Consider the following 15418-nt stretch of genomic DNA (forward strand, 5'->3'; position numbering starts at 1 on the left):
AGGAGGTGCAAGTGTGGATAATGATATTGTTAAAAGCAATGATCCTGTTCAGCTTCAGCAAATGATCATTTTATTAAGAGCTGAATTAGCGAAATATAAAAATGAAGTTAAAAGGCTCAGAGATAGTGATTATTATTCACTAGTACTGAGAGTAGAGCGAGAAAATGTTCAATTAACAAAACAGAAAAAGGAGCTTTCGATAGAGCTTTTAAAGCAGAAGAGAGACCATGAAAAAAAAATAAAAACTTACTTTGATGATATACAAGCAAGAGAAATCCAGCAGAAAAAACAACTTTCTTCGATAGAGGGTTTATTAAAAGTAGTAGAAGAACTGCGTGCAGAAAATAAGGTAATAAAGGAAACGTTAAAATCCACTAAAGATGAAATTCTTTCTGTGAATTCAGATGATAATTATATGACTTTAGTGGATGGCCTTGAGAAAAAGTTGAATGTTTTTACAAGGGATATAAGCCAACAAATGCAGACTATAATTGAAGCCGTTGAAAGAACTCGTGTAGAACAAACTAATTCAGATAATCTTAATGAGCATTTAGTCATAGAAATAGAGGAGAAAAACACTGAGATAGAAAAATTATCGAAAGAATTAGCGGATGTAAAAAAACATAGCTTTTCTCTAAGTGGAAAAACGATGATTAATCCTGAGGTCCTTACACACCTAGATTCTCAAGTAAATAAGGTATTGGCTCAATCAAGGGATTTTGAAAAGCAGTTGAATCATAAATTACGCTTGCTTGATGACTTAGACCACAAATTGAACGAGCTTACTATAGAAATAACTACTGATAAAACTGTATAAAAGTATATTGAAGAAGGCTCTTTCAAAAGTAAGACAAGACACATTTTTGAAACAACTATTTTTATGTTTATAGGATTCTACTTGTTGTTTCGTTTTTCATCAATCGGGTTTTTACGGGCAGTTAATGCGAAATAAACATAGGAGATTTCGGCTGATATGTAACATTAAGGACAAGTAAGGGGATATTTCACCTATACCTGTTTAATATGTTACACATAAAGGGACTGCTACAAATTTACAGGCTCGATATGCTGGAACAGATTTACCTAATGAAAAACAGCGGGTTTACTATCAACACTACAAGCTAATGATAACTTTCGGCGCTGTTATAGATCTGAATTAGTAGAAAGTATGGGTAGATTTGCACTCTGACTCCTAAATTCGTCTGTATAAGTGATCGCTTTCTCACTAACTGCTTTTACATTCGGATTACATTTGAGCTGTTTTTGTTCATTTTTCGTAAAATATCTTTTGGAAAATTTCACTCTACCCCAACTTCTTTTTTTCAGTATAAACAAAAGTACCCTATAGGATAGACTTTTTTCAAAGTGTCTATCTTATAAGATACAGTTTAAAGAAAAAGAAGATCTTTTCTTTAAATTCTTTGTTTGTTTAACATTAACCATGGGGCATTCACTCCGTTCGGTTTTGGTTGTTTGGACGCTACCATTATACCGAATCTGGGGAGGTGTCTGTTTTTTATTTGTCTGAAACCCTTGAGCCATAAGGGCTTTGAATTATGAAGTTAACTCGTTTGTATAAAAAGTTTATCTTCTATTGGCAGATTGTTCCGGTTTTTATACCAGTAGGACCATTAAACCCTGGAATTGTATCGATTACGGTATTTGTTACTATATCGATGACAGACACAGTTTGGTCAGCCTGATTTGTGACATAAGCAAGTGTTCCATCCGGCAAGATGGTTACTTGGTCAGGAGATGCGCCTACAGGGATTGTAGCAATCACCGTATTTGTTACGGTACTTAAGACGGATACAGCATTACTACCTTTATCTACAATATAAACAAGTGTTCCATCAGGTGTAATTGCTGTTCCCACAGGTCCTGTTCCCACAGGGATTGTAGCAACTACGGTATTTGTTACAGCATTAATTACAGATACTGTGTTACTATTTTCATTTGTAACGTAAGCAAATTGTCCGTTCGGTGTGAAAACAATTGATCTAGGGCGAATTCCCACAGGGATTGTTGTAACCACCGTATTTGTTGCTGTATTTATGACGGATACATTATTTGAGTTTTCATTTGCTACGTAAGCAAAGGCACCATTCGGAGTAAAAGCTATGCCTTGAGGTTGGAGCCCTACTGGAATAGTAGCGGTTACGGTATTTGTTGCTGTATTTATGACAGATACAGTGTTATCTCCATGATTTGCTACATAAGCAAGTGTTCCATTTGGTGAAATTGCTACACCAAGAGGATTAACTCCTACCGGAATGGTAGCGATTGGCGTGTTTGTTGCAGTATTAAAAACCGTTACATTATTCGATAAGAAAGCTGGAACATAACCAAGTGTTCCATTTGGTGAAATTGCTACTTCTAGTGGACCAGTTCCTACTGGAATAGTAGCGACTATAGTATTTGTCCCTGTATCGATCACTGATACTCTATTATCAGGAGTAGCTAGCTGACCAGCGTCTGTAACATATACGAGAAAGTTACAATTTGGTGGTACAGGTATAAATGGTGGGTTACAACGACAAGGACAACAAAAGCCACAACAATGACAACGACAACTTGGATTTGATTTAAACTTGAACTTTTTAAAATTTTCCACATTGCACCCCCTTACTCTCATGTATTTATACTATATGCAAACAGAATTAGGTTTCTTGTACGTTTACCTACACCAAATACTTCTGAAAAGTGTCGTGGTAATGAATACCTGTTTAAAAAGATTCCTTTGTTTGCGTTCGGTACACCGAGAGCGGGCAACCCAGCTCGTAATGCGGCTGGAAGTAGAACTGCACCAAGTAATGCAACCGCTGGAGATGGCCAGAAGAACCATGAAATGATCATCATTAAAATACCAATAATCCAGAAGGCAAGAGTCGGGTTTTTGAAGAACTTGGTAAAAGGTGCAATCATGACATCATTAATGCCGGACTTTGATAACACAGAGCTCATAGCGACAATAATAGAAATGATTAATATGGTCGACATTAATTCGGTAATTGCATAGATAAAACTATTAAAAACACCACTTATGGAGGCAGTTAAACTCCCAGTTGCAAAAATTGCTAGCATGAAAATGCCAATAATACAAATGAGGGTAGTATCGCGACGCTTCACCATAAACCCAATAATCAATACAATGAAAACAACATAAATCCAATGGAGAGCTGTAAATTCTATTCCCATACTTTTCCCCCTCTAATAGTTCTGATTATAGAATATGAAAGGGTATGAATATGTTGCCTACTGCCCAGATCAAAATTTTTTGTATAGGCAAAATGGATGTTTTGTATGTTTTTTTAAAATAAATTTTAGGGATATTTTCAATGCAAAGTCATATAAAGTGCAATAATTGACGTTTGACTAATGAACATCTATAATGAAAATAATAAGAAAATTAAATATAATAATCCTCCGTTTAAGGGGAGTAGCTATACAATAAAATCGTCAATACAGGATGAATATCCTCGGTTTTATTGGCAACTTTTGATAGTTGTTTGCGAGACCTTACCGATTTTTTGGTAAGGTCTTTTTTATGAAAAGGCGTTATAACCGACAAATCGGTTATAACGCCTTTTCTTTTTTTAAAAATGAATACTACAGATTGGAGTTGCTATTATTCTTACATTCCACGAGCTTGCCGCAAGTGTGAAGATTGGATCTGACAATCAACATACGCTACTGGACTATGACCAATCATTAACATTAATTGGTCAGGGGAGAAGTGCCTATGTTTTTAGAATTAAACAAACGGATAAAGCTTTGAAAGTATTTTTTCCAGATTATATGTATATTGCTGAGGAAGAAGCAGAAATCTATAAAGTAATTCAGGAAATCACTTATTATCCAACTCTTTATGATGCAGGGTCAAATTATATCGTTATTGATTATATAGATGGAACTACGCTTTTTGACTGTCTAACAAATGGTATTCCAATTTCTCAAGAGGTCGTCCAAGATATTGATATCGCTTTGCACTTAGCAAAACAAGAAGGTTTAAATCCATCTGACGTTCATTTAAGAAACATTTTAATTACATCAAATCAACAAGTGAAGATTATAGATGTGGCTAGATTTAGACAAACGAAAGACTGCAGTCAATGGCTCGACTTAAAAAAGGCGTTTTACAGTTATTATGAAAAACGCTATTTTCCAAAGAAGATTCCAGAATTCATGTTAAATGGTATTGCTATGATCTATAAAAAGAATATTTTCAAATAATTGATAACAAAGAATAAAGGGCTATTCAATAACTGATAGCCCTTTCACATATCTATTTTACTGACGAAAACCAACTATTCCATTTATCCTTTGTGGTTTCGTAAACCCCATCTTGCTTTGTTTTAAGATAATAAGTTGTTCCTATTTCAGCATCGTTTAAATCTTTGTAGGCAACTATTTTTTTGTAATCTATTCTCTTCCCAATATAAGCTTGCACTGTTGATGGTAAGCCAGGTGTTTGGGAAACTTTAAAAGCTGAGCCAAATTCATCAACTTTAAACGGAACAAGTTTCGTTATAGTATTAACTTTTCCATCTATTTTCGTTTTCACTGTGACGATTTTGTACACTTTGGCTTGACCTTCTGCAGTGTAATAATCATAGGTCGTTATAGGTGGCTTAGGTGATAGCGGAATAATTGATGTCTCCGCGTGTACTATATCGTTTTCGCCATTAGGTGCTGAAACGCCTGTTAGAACAATACCACTTGCTAATAGTCCAGTAACGAGTGTTTTGACAACTTTCATTTCAATACCAACTCCTTGTGTGAGTATGACTTTTTAAGTGAGTACTTTGAATTCAAAAATATTATACCCAAAAAAGTTTTTAATAACCTAAGTGGCTGTCACTTATTAATCTTTTATAGCTTTCCAAATAGTCCATCTATCTTTTTCGATAATGATCTTATTATCATTTGAAGCCAACTGTTCTTTAATATACAATACGAGTTCTTCAAGTTGCTTGTTACTTAAGTCATGTAGAATGGATCGACCTGTTCTATTTAATAAGTCTGTTTCTAAATCAGCAAATACTTTATATGTTTTTCTCGTTTCCCAAAACGAAAAATTTTGCGTATCTTTGAATCCTTCTGCTAGTAATGTTTGAATGACTTTTTCACTTGAATGTCTTCTTTCAGTTTCTTTGCTCACTAAGTATGGATATTTAGAGAAAAAATAACCTCTAATATGGGTAGAACTTCCTTCAAGGATGCAATCTTCAGGTGTTCTATCCTGAACGATGAAAATACCACCTGGTTTTAACAATTGAAAAGCTTCTTTAAAACAACTCTCCAAATCATTAATATGATGGATGATTGCTCTTTCTAAAATAATGTCATATTGTTCTTTTTTTAGTTGAGTATTTAAGGCATTACCTAACTGGAAATTGATGTTTGCATAACTTTTACAGTTCTCTTTGGCGGAAGACAAAATTTGCTCAGAAAAATCTAATCCTGTAACATTAGAAGCACCCATTTCTGCAAATGCTTTTGTGTAAATACCTCCACCACATCCAATATCTAAAACGTTTTTACCTTCAACCTCACAAATTGACTGGATCATATTCACCCAAGTATCATCTGCTTGTCGTTTGGCATAAGTAGAACGGTTATCCTGACTATGAAAATCAATCGTCATAAAATGACCTCCAAATCTTATTAACGTTAAGATAATTATCAATCTAAAGTAGATGTAAGTAAATGTTATTTATATTATAATAATCGATCAATATTTCTTATATGTAAGTTTCAAGTATTAATTAATAAACCCCATAAAAAAAACGCCCACTCAATAGGAGTGAGCGAAACTAAAAATAAGGGCTATAAAAGGAAGATTTCTCCTTAACTATATACTCAATTAACAGAAAAGTCTATCATTTAACATCGCTTTTCGAAAAATATTTCGTAGGGCAAAATAAATGTGAATTGATTATTCAAATAAGAAAGTAGAAATCTTTAAGCTTTATCAATTTCGTACCAGGGATTTAGGTGAATAAGAACTTCATCGACATCAGGTTGATTTTCCATTATCGTTTTCTTGATTTTACGAATAATATCATGACCTTCTTGAATTGTTAATTCACCAGCTACACCCACTCGAAGGTCTATCAATACATAATGACCGTGTTCTCTTGCGCGTAGTCGGTCAATGCGTTTTACTTCTGGAATAGTAAGTATTAAAGTCGTAAAGTTTTCCAATCTTTCTTTACTAACACTTTTTTCCATGAGTGTGTCTATTGCTTCTATTATCATTCCATATGCAAGTTTGAAAACTAAGATGGTTACAATGATACCCGCAATTGGATCTCCGTAAGTAAGTAGTTGAATATGATAAATCTCTCCAACAAGTGCAAGACCAATTCCCAATACGGCTGCTAATGAAGCATACACGTCTGCCAGATGATCATAGGCTGTTGCAATTAAACCTTTACTATTCATTCTTTTGCCAATTCTAATCGTATAAACGTATAAAACTTGCTTCCATACGAGTGAAATAATTGCAGTAATAAAAGCTATTACACTTGCTTTTTCAGGTTCATGAAAAAATGCTGAAAAAGATTCAAAGGCAATATAAATTGCTGCTAGTAATAAAATGATACCGACAATGGCAGAGCTGATCACTTCAGCTTTACCGTGGCCATAAGGATGGTCTTCATCTGCTGGACGTTTTGAAATACGCATTGAAGTTAAAGCAGCACCACTTGCAATAACATCACCAGCGTTATGATAACCATCTGCAAGAAGAACCGGGCTATTGAAGAGAGTACCTACAACAATTTTAAGGATTGTTAAAATGATGTTACTTATTAAACTAATCCACCCGGCAAGTAATGAACCATTTGAATTTGTGCCTTGATTCATAAGTTTGCACCTCCTATAAAATTCTTTCCCAAGAGCAACAAAAACCCTCGACTGGTTTTAGTCGAGGGTTTTTGTTTTATGAAATATATAGTTTTGTGAATTTGTAGTTTGTATCATAATTATCACTCACTATTTTTAGACATCTTATAATTTTACCATGGAATTTTTGGAGGAGCAATATGAATTGTTTTTATTTCTTTTTCTGTTCATGCATATTGCTAGCCCAGAAATTGCAGAAATTAAGCAAAGCCACTAGCAGACTATCTAACCGGTTTAAGGTAGTGCTGATTTTCAGAAGATCCAGCAGGGGAGTTAGACCATAAACTAAAGAGTGCTTTTCTTAATAAGAAAAGAAAATCTAAAAATAACACAAGGATTAAATTACTTCTTTTTCGCTAACGATAATTTTAACCCTGTTTGATAGTACTGAGTCATCATTTCTTCAGGAACCATACTTCCACCAGTTCCCCAAATAATATGTGTACCATTACTCATCTTTTCTTTTAAATTATGCTTCAGTAAATAATCGGTGCCTTCTTTACATAATTTACTTGGTCCTATCATGCCTGCTAATGCTGAAGGTTCTAAATGAATCCCTTCAGTATCGACTAGTTCTTTTAGCATCAAATACAACTGTTCATCGCTAACCGTATAATTACCACTTAAAAAAGGCTCAATAGTTTTACCGACAAACCCAGATGGCTTTCCTACAGCAAGTCCATCTGCATCTGTAACATTGTCTATTCCAAAATCTTGTACAGAAACTTGATCATGAAGTCCAGTCATTAAACCAACTAACATACATGGTGAGTGGGTAGGTTCTGCAAAGAAACAGTGAACATGATCTTGATACAATAATTTTAAACCAAAAGCTACGCCTCCAGGACCGCCACCTACTCCACATGGAAGGTAAACAAATAAAGGATGATTTTCGTCAATTGTTATCTCTAGCTCTTCTATTTGTTTTTGCAATCGACTTGCAGCCACTGCATATCCTAAAAATAGATCGTGAGAATTTTCATCATCCACAAAATAACATGTTGGGTCACTATCTGCTTGGATTCGACCTTCCTCTACTGCCTTACTATAATCAGCTTCATATTCAATAACTGTGACATTTTTACTTCTAAGCAAGTCTTTTTTCCACTGTTTTGCATCAGCTGACATATGAACAGTAACATTAAACCCTAATTTTGCACTGATGATGCCAATACTTAGTCCTAAATTTCCAGTCGAGCCTACAGCGATTGAATATTGTGAAAAGAAATTTCGGAATTTGTCACTATCTAAAATCGAATAATCATCTTGAAGTGTTAACATTTTATGCTGAAATGCTAAGCCTTCTGCATGTTTGAGTATTTCATAAATACCACCTCGTGCTTTAATAGATCCTGAGATGGGAAGCTGATTATCACATTTTAGTAATAATTCACCTAATATAGGTTGTTGATATCCTTGTTCTAAAGAGCGTTTCATGTCAGGAATTTTGACTAAAGGAGATTCTATAATACCATTCGATTCTTTAGTTTCAGGGAAAACCTTAGCAATGTATGGAGCGAAACGTTTTAATCTTTCTTCTGCATCTCTTACATCTTCTTTAGAAAGAGGGGATTTTTTTATTCCCGTTTGAAATTTTTCGATATTTGGATTCATCCAAAATACTTCTTCCAAAGAAATGAGCTTATTTAGTAAAGGATATTGTTCTTTCAATGTTTGTTTTTCTTTGCTTTCAAATTCTTTCATTTGTCGGATCCTCCTAATTTTCTTGTAGCAAGTCATTATATAAATTATAATTAAATAAATTTAAATACAGTTTAACACACACTTACTGTCATGTTAATTTAAATTTACTTAATTTAAATTAAATTTAATATAATTTAAGGAGTATTGATTATGGAGAATATAGATATTGGTAAGAAAGTAGAGAAATTTAGAAAAGCTAAAGGATTAAGTAGTAGAGAATTAGCAAAATTAGCTGAAATTACACCTTCAATGTTAAGCCAGATTGAACGAGGTTTAGCGAATCCTTCAATTCAAACCCTAAAAGTTTTAGCTAAAACTCTAAATGTTCCAACTTTTAGTTTTTTACTTGAAGAAATAGTTACGGAGGATTTAATCGTTAGGTCCAACAAACGTAAGCAAATAATTATTGATAATTTAACCTATGAGTTATTGTCACCTGATTTTACAGGTAATTTGGCAACAGCGATTATGAAAGTACCTTCGAATACTTCCTCATCAGAAAATCCTTTAGAACATAGAGGAGAGGAAGTGGCATATATTTTGGAAGGGAAGATTAAGTTATATTTGGATGAAGATGAATATGTATTAGAAGTTGGTGATAGTGTAAAGATACCAGCGAATTTGAAACATAAGTGGGAAAATAATTTTGTTGAAAATGCAGTTGTATTATTTTCAGTTACACCTCCTGCGTTTTAATCTAGATAAATGTAATCTGTTCTTTTAATTGTAAAGAAAAACACACATAACACCGTTCCAGTTCTGAATGGTGCTATGTGTGTATACAACATTATTAGTTTGTTGTAAAATTTTATGTTATCGAGAGCAATCAAATAATATAGAATTGCTATTTTATATATTCATTACTCACTAATTCATTTTGGATGACTTCAGTTGGAATTATAAACTCAACTAAACCCATATAACCAGGAGAAACTTCATATTTATCAAATGAAATTACTAATTTGCCTTTGTTATTTATATAGAAATTTTGATCTTTAACTATCTTTTCAAAGGGATCAAATACTAACTTTTCACCAGTTCCACTTACCCAATAAGTCAATTCAGGATCCTCTTTCATTTGTGTTCTCATTTGCTCTTGTATATTTTTACTAATAACTTCTATATAATTTTCGTTCTTAAATAAGCTTGGTAGCGTTATGAAGATTTCCTTCTCTTTGTCAATCGTATCAAATTTCATTGTCGTTGAAGAAGAACCAACAGTATTCACATAATACCTAGCGATTGAAAGAAGTTGTTTAGTGTCTGTTTTAATTTCATAACCACTATTTTCACCTAAATGTCCGCCTCCATTTTTCTTCAGTTCTTTCATATCAGCTAAAAATGATCGATATAATTGTTCACTCTCTTTTAAATATTTTTCGTTTAGACTGTTTTCTAATTCTTTGTTGTCTAAGTTAGTTACTTCTGGAACTTTATAGTCTGCTTTGTAAGTATCTTCATCAACTTTAAACTCTCTAAACGTAATTATGTCCACAACTTTGTCTAAAATCGGAATATCAGTAAAAGCATACGCAATAGTTGAACTTGTATTGACACTTGTAATAAACAAAGATGCTGCTACAGCAACTCCTATATACATTTTTTTTAGTTTGCTTTTCTTCTTTTGATGTAATGCATCTTTAACGACTGTTTGTATGTGTTCCGGTATTTCAATCTCTTGATATTCTTTTATTAGTTGTTTCATTCTCTTCATTCTTTTGAACCTCCTGGATTCACTCTTCTAATTCTATTTTCAATAGCTTCAATGCTTTATATAATCTTGTTTTAATAGTATTAACATTTTCTTCTAATACATTGGCTATTTCTTCAATCTTCATATCTTCAAAAAAGCGAAGCATAATAATGGCGCGATAAGAATGTGGTAGCGATTCAATGGCTTTTTTCAAATCTATATTGGTATATTTATCCGTAGTATTAGGCAAATGGAATTCAATGTCTTCTGCTTCCATCATAATTACTTTTTTTTGCTTTCTAATGCTATCAATTGAAGTATTGATTACTATTCGATACATCCAACTTTTCATAACTGACTCATCTTCTAGCGTATGAAGTGAACTTAGTCCTTTTCGAATAGATTCCTGGACAACATCTAAAGCATCTTGTTGATTTTTCATATAACTATAAGAAAAGCGATATAGGTTTGTATGATTTTCAGTTACAAACGAAATATAAGCTTTCTCTAATTTCCTTTTTTTGAACATAATATTACTCCCTTGATACGCATCAAATTTGTATACGGTGCTAAGACGTGGGTCTATAGCAAAAAGTTTTATGTAATTTAAACCTTTTTTGATTTGTGAAGTAACAAACAATTAAGGGAGACATATCTTGTGTAATTAGAAAAGGGCTATTTTCGTATAGATTGTTTAGATGCTTTTTAAGTGGTTTATTGTTAATTAACTAACGGTTAGTTGAAGAAGGGGAAGGTTATTATAAACAGGTATATCAAAGTGGAATATTAAATTTCAACTCGATATTGAATGAATATCTAAAAGATAATATTCAGTAAGGAGTGATGACTTCAAAAAAGTAACCCCCTTCTACAGAAAGGGGGCATATTTACATACTCTCGATGGTTGATGTGGTTATAAATCCATTAAACATAATTTGAACCTAATTATTCCCACCGCTTCCGCCGCCGTTATTCCCGCCGCCATTATTCCCGCCACCGCCGTTTTGTATAACACACGCAATGGGGATAGCAACAAAAGGTCCAAATCTATTACATCTATTTTTCCAAGATGAACCACCGCTTCTGCATCTTTTCATAAAAAAAACCTCCTTTCCTCAATATTTTATTCATCAAAGCGACGGATACATTGGGCAAAATTAAACTAATAAAAAAGCAATCCACTACATATTACGGATAACCAAGAATTTGTGAAGAATCATACTTTAACTAACGGCGAGCGATTGCCCAATTAGAGCAATCGCTTCTTGTGCTAACGGGGAGCTATAGTAGAATTTTCGATTCACGAAATATCAAAACAAAAAGACAAAATTTAATCTACCTTTTAGTTTAAACAGCAACAACCTTTGAGAAAACAGCCTAAAAAAAGAATGCCTTTTCTTATAGAATCAATTCACCATAATAAGTTCTAATAGAAGAGGTATTTCCTTTGAAACTAGTTTAAGAATGGAAGATGAAGATGAAGAAGGAGGGGATATAATAATAGATGGCGGTTATCCTAAAGTAATTGAAAAATAAAAATAAACTACATCTCAAACAACCCATTTACGGTAAAGATGTTATTTAGAAAACGTTTGAATTACTAAATAAGAAATTGATTTAATAATTTCAGATTACAGGAAGTGTTCCTCAAAAATAAATTAATGAAAATTTAACTGATAATTTAAATTAAAGAAGTAATACTAATTAATTTTGAACTGAACCCCGAATAGTAGACACTTAAAAAGTGACCCTATTCGAGGAACAGTTCAATCTTTCAGGTATAGTTATTTTTTACTTTTATTTGATTTTTTACTTTTGTTATTTGATTTAGCATCAAATTCAGCAGCAAATTCTTCGTTGTTGTTCGGATCATTGTTATTACTGTTATAGCTACTATTACTGTTGTCGATAGTCTTGTTATGATTTCTTTCATTTTTTGTTTTGTTGTTGTTCTTAGACATGGATCTTCACCTCCTAGAGTGTAAGGTGCACAGTAATAGAATGTTTTATTCTTAATTAAAATTTCTTCATATAAAACTTAACAGGTAGATTGAATACTAATTAAATCCCCCTAATTTTTGTCACTTTTATCTGGAAATAAATGATAGTATCAATAATATGAGCATAGTTAATATTGCTTTAACTAACGAGGTGACTAATATGAACCAATTATTATTAAGTAAACGTATAGACATGGGGATATTACATCAATGTGTTTCAATGATATTAAACGAACGAGTTAATTGTGTGAAAAGCTGGGAATTTGATCCGATCGTTTGTAAATCCCTTAATTTTACGACAGAAGGTGTTTACCGTATTCATGGGATTGCAGCTATCATGGGAAAGGAAGTACCATGGGCTGTTGTGGTAAAAATCATAAAGCCTGGACAAGTAGAAATGAATGATCCATGGTATCACAACTATTGGAGGCGTGAAGCATTGGTCAACCAGTCAGATATATTGGTTAATCTTCCTAATGTGATTAATACTTCACAATGTTTTAACGTTGAGGAAAAAACAGATGGTTCAGTGTGGATATGGATGGAAGAAATAATAGAAGATAGTATTAAGATTTGGTCTGAAAATGATTATGCATTTGTGGCTCGTCAATTGGGAATTTTCAATGGAGCTTATGTAACAGGCCATACACTTCCAGAACACAACTGGATTTGTCGTAATTGGCTTGAGTCATGGATTAATGGATGTAAAAGATATGCTAGTGACCCAACCATTTATTATCCTCAAATTCAGATTGGGCTTAATCTCGAAAATATTTGGAATTCCTATATCTGTTTAAATAATAATATGAATAATCATCTCCAAACATTAAGTAAACTACCACGTGTTCTTGCTCATCAAGATTTAAGCCGGCAAAATATGTTTATTAATACATATCAAGGTGCTGAAAAGGTGTTGACATTAATTGATTGGCAGTTTTTAAGCATCTCGGGGTTAGGAGAAGATTTAGGTAAATTATATGGTGTTGCGATGAGTCAAGGAAATATTCAAAGTGATCAAGGTGACAACTACCAAAAATTATTATTCAAAAACTATATTGAAGGACTTAAGGATGCTGGATGGAATGGGGACATAACATTACCGAGATACGGATTTTGCGCTTCTGTCGCTTTACGAAGTGCTTGGGAAGTGCCCAAATTAATTAAGTTAGCGGCAAGTTCAGAAATCGATTTGAACGTAATCGAAAATCTCACTCGAATTGTAAGTATCCAAATGGATTTAGGTGTAGAAGCGGACAGTTTAATGAGGGAGGTTAATCTGTGGGAGCAAGAATTTATTAAATAATATAGTAAATATAGAAAGTATAGGAATTGAAACGAATGTTTCGAATGAATATTAAGCAGTAACAATGCTCATTTGCTACGTCTATTATAACAAAAATTTACATATAATTTTAGCCTGTTTTTGGGAAGTAATATACGGTAGCCTTAAAGAATGAGGGGGGATGGAAATGTCTGGATTACAAAAAGGTGAAGTATATTTAGTGGAACCTGATGATAACTGGGTGCAATCTTTCATAAATGAGAAGGATATTTTGCAAAGAATTTTAGGGGATTTAATAATAGATATTCAGCATATTGGCAGCACAGCCATTCCAGGAATTAAAGCTAAGCCACTAGTAGATATACTTGTTGGTTTAAGAAAAATAGAAGATTTTAAAATGTTTGATTTTCAGGAGCTCAAAAAGAACGGTTATTATCATTTAGCGAAAGTAAACATTGAAGGCAAGGAAGTTATTGCAAAGTTTGAAAGTTTGGAGCCTCTTATCAAAACGCATGTTGTTCATGTTTTAGAGTATGAAGGGGATTGGTGGCATAAGCATATACTATTCCGTGATCGCCTAACAGCGCAAACTGAACTGGCTAATGAATATGAACAGTTAAAAATAAAGCTGTCTAAAGAACATTCAAACAATGAAAATGATTATGCGAATGCGAAGTTGGAGTTTGTGGATAGAATCATTACGATGAATGAAGATTAGATTTAAGGAGGTATTATCTAATGGATATTTCTATCTTAAAATCAACTTTAGTAAAGCTTAATGATTTCATTTACTTTGATGAAAACCATTACTTACGTGAAAAATGTAGCAATTTTGAAGCATTAAATGAACTGTCACATCAATTTGAAGAGGCTATCAAATCTATAGAGCAATATTCAAAAATGGAGCAGATTTTTTTATTTGGAAATCTTGGTAATCTATATCGTATTGCAGGAGATAGCAAGCTAGCCGTTATTATATTAGAAAAAAGTTTTAAACTTGCAGAAGAAAATGGTTTAAAAAAGTTGAAGATAGCTAATTTGATTCGTTTAGGCGAAGCATTTAAATACGCTGGACAATATGAAGAAGCATTAAGGTTGTTTGACATAGCTATTCAAACATTAACACCTACAGATGATTGTGATTTATTGGATTTTGCTCTACAGCATAAAGGGAAGTGTCTAATGGAATTGGATGAGTGGGAATTAGCACTATCACATTTTCAAGAAGTGTTATGTATTCGAAATCGTAAAGAAAATCCATCATTAATCCATTCCACACAACTGGCAATACAATTTGTAAAAGAAAATAGAAACAATTAATATTTTGTAATCTTGATAGTTCATTTGAAGACATTCATTATACCTTTTTTCATGCTAATTCAAACTAAGGCTACTCCAAAAATCATTTTGAAGTAGCTTTTTCTAAATTAATTATTATTAAGCACTCATGTTACGGCAAGCTTCTGCACATTTCTGGCAAGCCCTTGCACATTGTTGACAATGTTCATGATTGTGTTTCGCACATTCTTCAGCACAGCGTTCGCAAATGTCAGCGCAAAGATTACAAATCTCTTCAATAAATGGAGAGTTTGAAGCCATTGCTTGAATCGCAAATATACAAGCATCAGCACATGCACGATCATATCGAATACATTCGGTCATCATTTTGACATCATCTTCTTTTAAACAGGAATCAAAGCATGTGTTACACGCCTCCAAACATTCCATACAAATTTTAATACATTCTTCATAATGTCTATTCATGTAAACACTCCTTATAAAATAATATTCATCTTTTATGTACCCTTGAGAATAGAAAATAAACAAATA

Annotated in this window: 16 protein-coding genes and 1 pseudogene; 6 read left to right on the plus strand and 11 right to left on the minus strand. The window is 33.0% G+C overall.

Going from position 1 to position 15418, the window contains the following annotated elements; all coding sequences use genetic code 11:
• The first annotated feature begins 13 nt into the window (after window positions 1-13).
• Entirely contained in the window at window positions 14-817 is an 804-nt protein-coding gene (locus tag MHH85_RS05990; protein ID WP_340706276.1) for a hypothetical protein, read from the plus strand.
• A 774-nt stretch (window positions 818-1591) separates the two neighbouring features.
• On the opposite strand, the gene MHH85_RS05995 is transcribed toward MHH85_RS05990, so the two are convergent.
• On the minus strand, window positions 1592-2614 hold the full coding sequence (locus tag MHH85_RS05995) for a beta-propeller fold lactonase family protein (protein ID WP_340706277.1): 1023 nt from the start codon (window positions 2612-2614) through the stop codon (window positions 1592-1594).
• A 131-nt stretch (window positions 2615-2745) separates the two neighbouring features.
• Window positions 2746-3198, minus strand: a pseudogene (locus MHH85_RS06000) (hypothetical protein); the annotation flags it as partial.
• Window positions 3199-3660: 462 nt separating this feature from the next.
• On the opposite strand from MHH85_RS06000, the gene MHH85_RS06005 reads away from it, so the two are divergent.
• Window positions 3661-4233 carry a protein kinase family protein gene (locus MHH85_RS06005; RefSeq protein ID WP_340706278.1) on the plus strand — a complete coding sequence of 191 codons (573 nt, stop codon included), beginning with the start codon at window positions 3661-3663 and terminating at the stop codon, window positions 4231-4233.
• A 52-nt stretch (window positions 4234-4285) separates the two neighbouring features.
• On the opposite strand, the gene MHH85_RS06010 is transcribed toward MHH85_RS06005, so the two are convergent.
• The 4 genes from MHH85_RS06010 to MHH85_RS06025 all read right to left on the minus strand — a co-directional run bounded on the left by MHH85_RS06010 (window position 4286) and on the right by MHH85_RS06025 (window position 8613).
• The gene (locus MHH85_RS06010) at window positions 4286-4759 is read right to left on the minus strand and encodes a hypothetical protein (RefSeq protein ID WP_340706279.1); all 474 of its coding nucleotides are present in this window, start codon (window positions 4757-4759) and stop codon (window positions 4286-4288) included.
• Between the two features lie 105 nt (window positions 4760-4864).
• Window positions 4865-5647, minus strand: a complete 783-nt coding sequence (locus MHH85_RS06015) for a class I SAM-dependent methyltransferase (RefSeq protein ID WP_340706280.1) — start codon at window positions 5645-5647, stop codon at window positions 4865-4867.
• A gap of 317 nt (window positions 5648-5964) precedes the next feature.
• Window positions 5965-6870, minus strand: a complete 906-nt coding sequence (locus tag MHH85_RS06020; protein ID WP_340706281.1) for a cation diffusion facilitator family transporter — start codon at window positions 6868-6870, stop codon at window positions 5965-5967.
• 381 nt (window positions 6871-7251) lie between these two features.
• Window positions 7252-8613: a D-serine ammonia-lyase gene (locus MHH85_RS06025; protein WP_340706282.1), complete on the minus strand. Its 1362-nt coding sequence runs from the start codon at window positions 8611-8613 to the stop codon at window positions 7252-7254.
• 150 nt (window positions 8614-8763) lie between these two features.
• On the opposite strand from MHH85_RS06025, the gene MHH85_RS06030 reads away from it, so the two are divergent.
• Window positions 8764-9309, plus strand: a complete 546-nt coding sequence (locus MHH85_RS06030) for a helix-turn-helix domain-containing protein (protein WP_340706283.1) — start codon at window positions 8764-8766, stop codon at window positions 9307-9309.
• 148 nt (window positions 9310-9457) lie between these two features.
• On the opposite strand, the gene MHH85_RS06035 is transcribed toward MHH85_RS06030, so the two are convergent.
• The 4 genes from MHH85_RS06035 to MHH85_RS06050 all read right to left on the minus strand — a co-directional run bounded on the left by MHH85_RS06035 (window position 9458) and on the right by MHH85_RS06050 (window position 12267).
• Window positions 9458-10327 (minus strand): DUF3298 and DUF4163 domain-containing protein, encoded by an 870-nt coding sequence (locus MHH85_RS06035; protein ID WP_340706284.1) that lies wholly within the window; start codon window positions 10325-10327, stop codon window positions 9458-9460.
• A 19-nt stretch (window positions 10328-10346) separates the two neighbouring features.
• Complete coding sequence (locus MHH85_RS06040) at window positions 10347-10835, minus strand: RNA polymerase sigma factor (RefSeq protein WP_340706285.1); 489 nt, start codon at window positions 10833-10835, stop codon at window positions 10347-10349.
• A 412-nt stretch (window positions 10836-11247) separates the two neighbouring features.
• Complete coding sequence (locus tag MHH85_RS06045) at window positions 11248-11403, minus strand: hypothetical protein (protein ID WP_340706286.1); 156 nt, start codon at window positions 11401-11403, stop codon at window positions 11248-11250.
• 687 nt (window positions 11404-12090) lie between these two features.
• Window positions 12091-12267 (minus strand): hypothetical protein, encoded by a 177-nt coding sequence (locus MHH85_RS06050; protein ID WP_168170734.1) that lies wholly within the window; start codon window positions 12265-12267, stop codon window positions 12091-12093.
• Window positions 12268-12466: 199 nt separating this feature from the next.
• Here MHH85_RS06050 and MHH85_RS06055 point away from each other — a divergent pair, with 199 nt between their 5' ends.
• The 3 genes from MHH85_RS06055 to MHH85_RS06065 all read left to right on the plus strand — a co-directional run bounded on the left by MHH85_RS06055 (window position 12467) and on the right by MHH85_RS06065 (window position 14908).
• Window positions 12467-13609: a phosphotransferase gene (locus tag MHH85_RS06055; RefSeq protein ID WP_340706287.1), complete on the plus strand. Its 1143-nt coding sequence runs from the start codon at window positions 12467-12469 to the stop codon at window positions 13607-13609.
• 166 nt (window positions 13610-13775) lie between these two features.
• Window positions 13776-14306: a GrpB family protein gene (locus MHH85_RS06060; protein ID WP_340706288.1), complete on the plus strand. Its 531-nt coding sequence runs from the start codon at window positions 13776-13778 to the stop codon at window positions 14304-14306.
• A 20-nt stretch (window positions 14307-14326) separates the two neighbouring features.
• Window positions 14327-14908 carry a tetratricopeptide repeat protein gene (locus tag MHH85_RS06065; protein ID WP_340706289.1) on the plus strand — a complete coding sequence of 194 codons (582 nt, stop codon included), beginning with the start codon at window positions 14327-14329 and terminating at the stop codon, window positions 14906-14908.
• 117 nt (window positions 14909-15025) lie between these two features.
• On the opposite strand, the gene MHH85_RS06070 is transcribed toward MHH85_RS06065, so the two are convergent.
• Complete coding sequence (locus tag MHH85_RS06070; protein ID WP_340706290.1) at window positions 15026-15352, minus strand: four-helix bundle copper-binding protein; 327 nt, start codon at window positions 15350-15352, stop codon at window positions 15026-15028.
• Window positions 15353-15418: the final 66 nt, after the last annotated feature.

The organism is Viridibacillus sp. FSL E2-0187 (assembly GCF_038006425.1).
GTDB lineage: Bacteria > Bacillota > Bacilli > Bacillales_A > Planococcaceae > Viridibacillus > Viridibacillus arvi.

Excerpts from the sequence above, each read along its gene's own strand:
- MHH85_RS06010 (WP_340706279.1), bottom strand. The coding sequence starts at position 4,759 with ATGAAAGTTGTCAAAACACTCGTTACTGGACTATTAGCAAGTGGTATT.
- MHH85_RS06015 (WP_340706280.1), bottom strand. The coding sequence starts at position 5,647 with ATGACGATTGATTTTCATAGTCAGGATAACCGTTCTACTTATGCCAAA.
- MHH85_RS06020 (WP_340706281.1), bottom strand. The coding sequence starts at position 6,870 with ATGAATCAAGGCACAAATTCAAATGGTTCATTACTTGCCGGGTGGATT.
- MHH85_RS06025 (WP_340706282.1), bottom strand. The coding sequence starts at position 8,613 with ATGAAAGAATTTGAAAGCAAAGAAAAACAAACATTGAAAGAACAATAT.
- MHH85_RS06030 (WP_340706283.1), top strand. The coding sequence starts at position 8,764 with ATGGAGAATATAGATATTGGTAAGAAAGTAGAGAAATTTAGAAAAGCT.
- MHH85_RS06035 (WP_340706284.1), bottom strand. The coding sequence starts at position 10,327 with ATGAAGAGAATGAAACAACTAATAAAAGAATATCAAGAGATTGAAATA.
- MHH85_RS06040 (WP_340706285.1), bottom strand. The coding sequence starts at position 10,835 with ATGTTCAAAAAAAGGAAATTAGAGAAAGCTTATATTTCGTTTGTAACT.
- MHH85_RS06045 (WP_340706286.1), bottom strand. The coding sequence starts at position 11,403 with ATGAAAAGATGCAGAAGCGGTGGTTCATCTTGGAAAAATAGATGTAAT.
- MHH85_RS06050 (WP_168170734.1), bottom strand. The coding sequence starts at position 12,267 with ATGTCTAAGAACAACAACAAAACAAAAAATGAAAGAAATCATAACAAG.
- MHH85_RS06055 (WP_340706287.1), top strand. The coding sequence starts at position 12,467 with ATGAACCAATTATTATTAAGTAAACGTATAGACATGGGGATATTACAT.
- MHH85_RS06060 (WP_340706288.1), top strand. The coding sequence starts at position 13,776 with ATGTCTGGATTACAAAAAGGTGAAGTATATTTAGTGGAACCTGATGAT.
- MHH85_RS06065 (WP_340706289.1), top strand. The coding sequence starts at position 14,327 with ATGGATATTTCTATCTTAAAATCAACTTTAGTAAAGCTTAATGATTTC.
- MHH85_RS06070 (WP_340706290.1), bottom strand. The coding sequence starts at position 15,352 with ATGAATAGACATTATGAAGAATGTATTAAAATTTGTATGGAATGTTTG.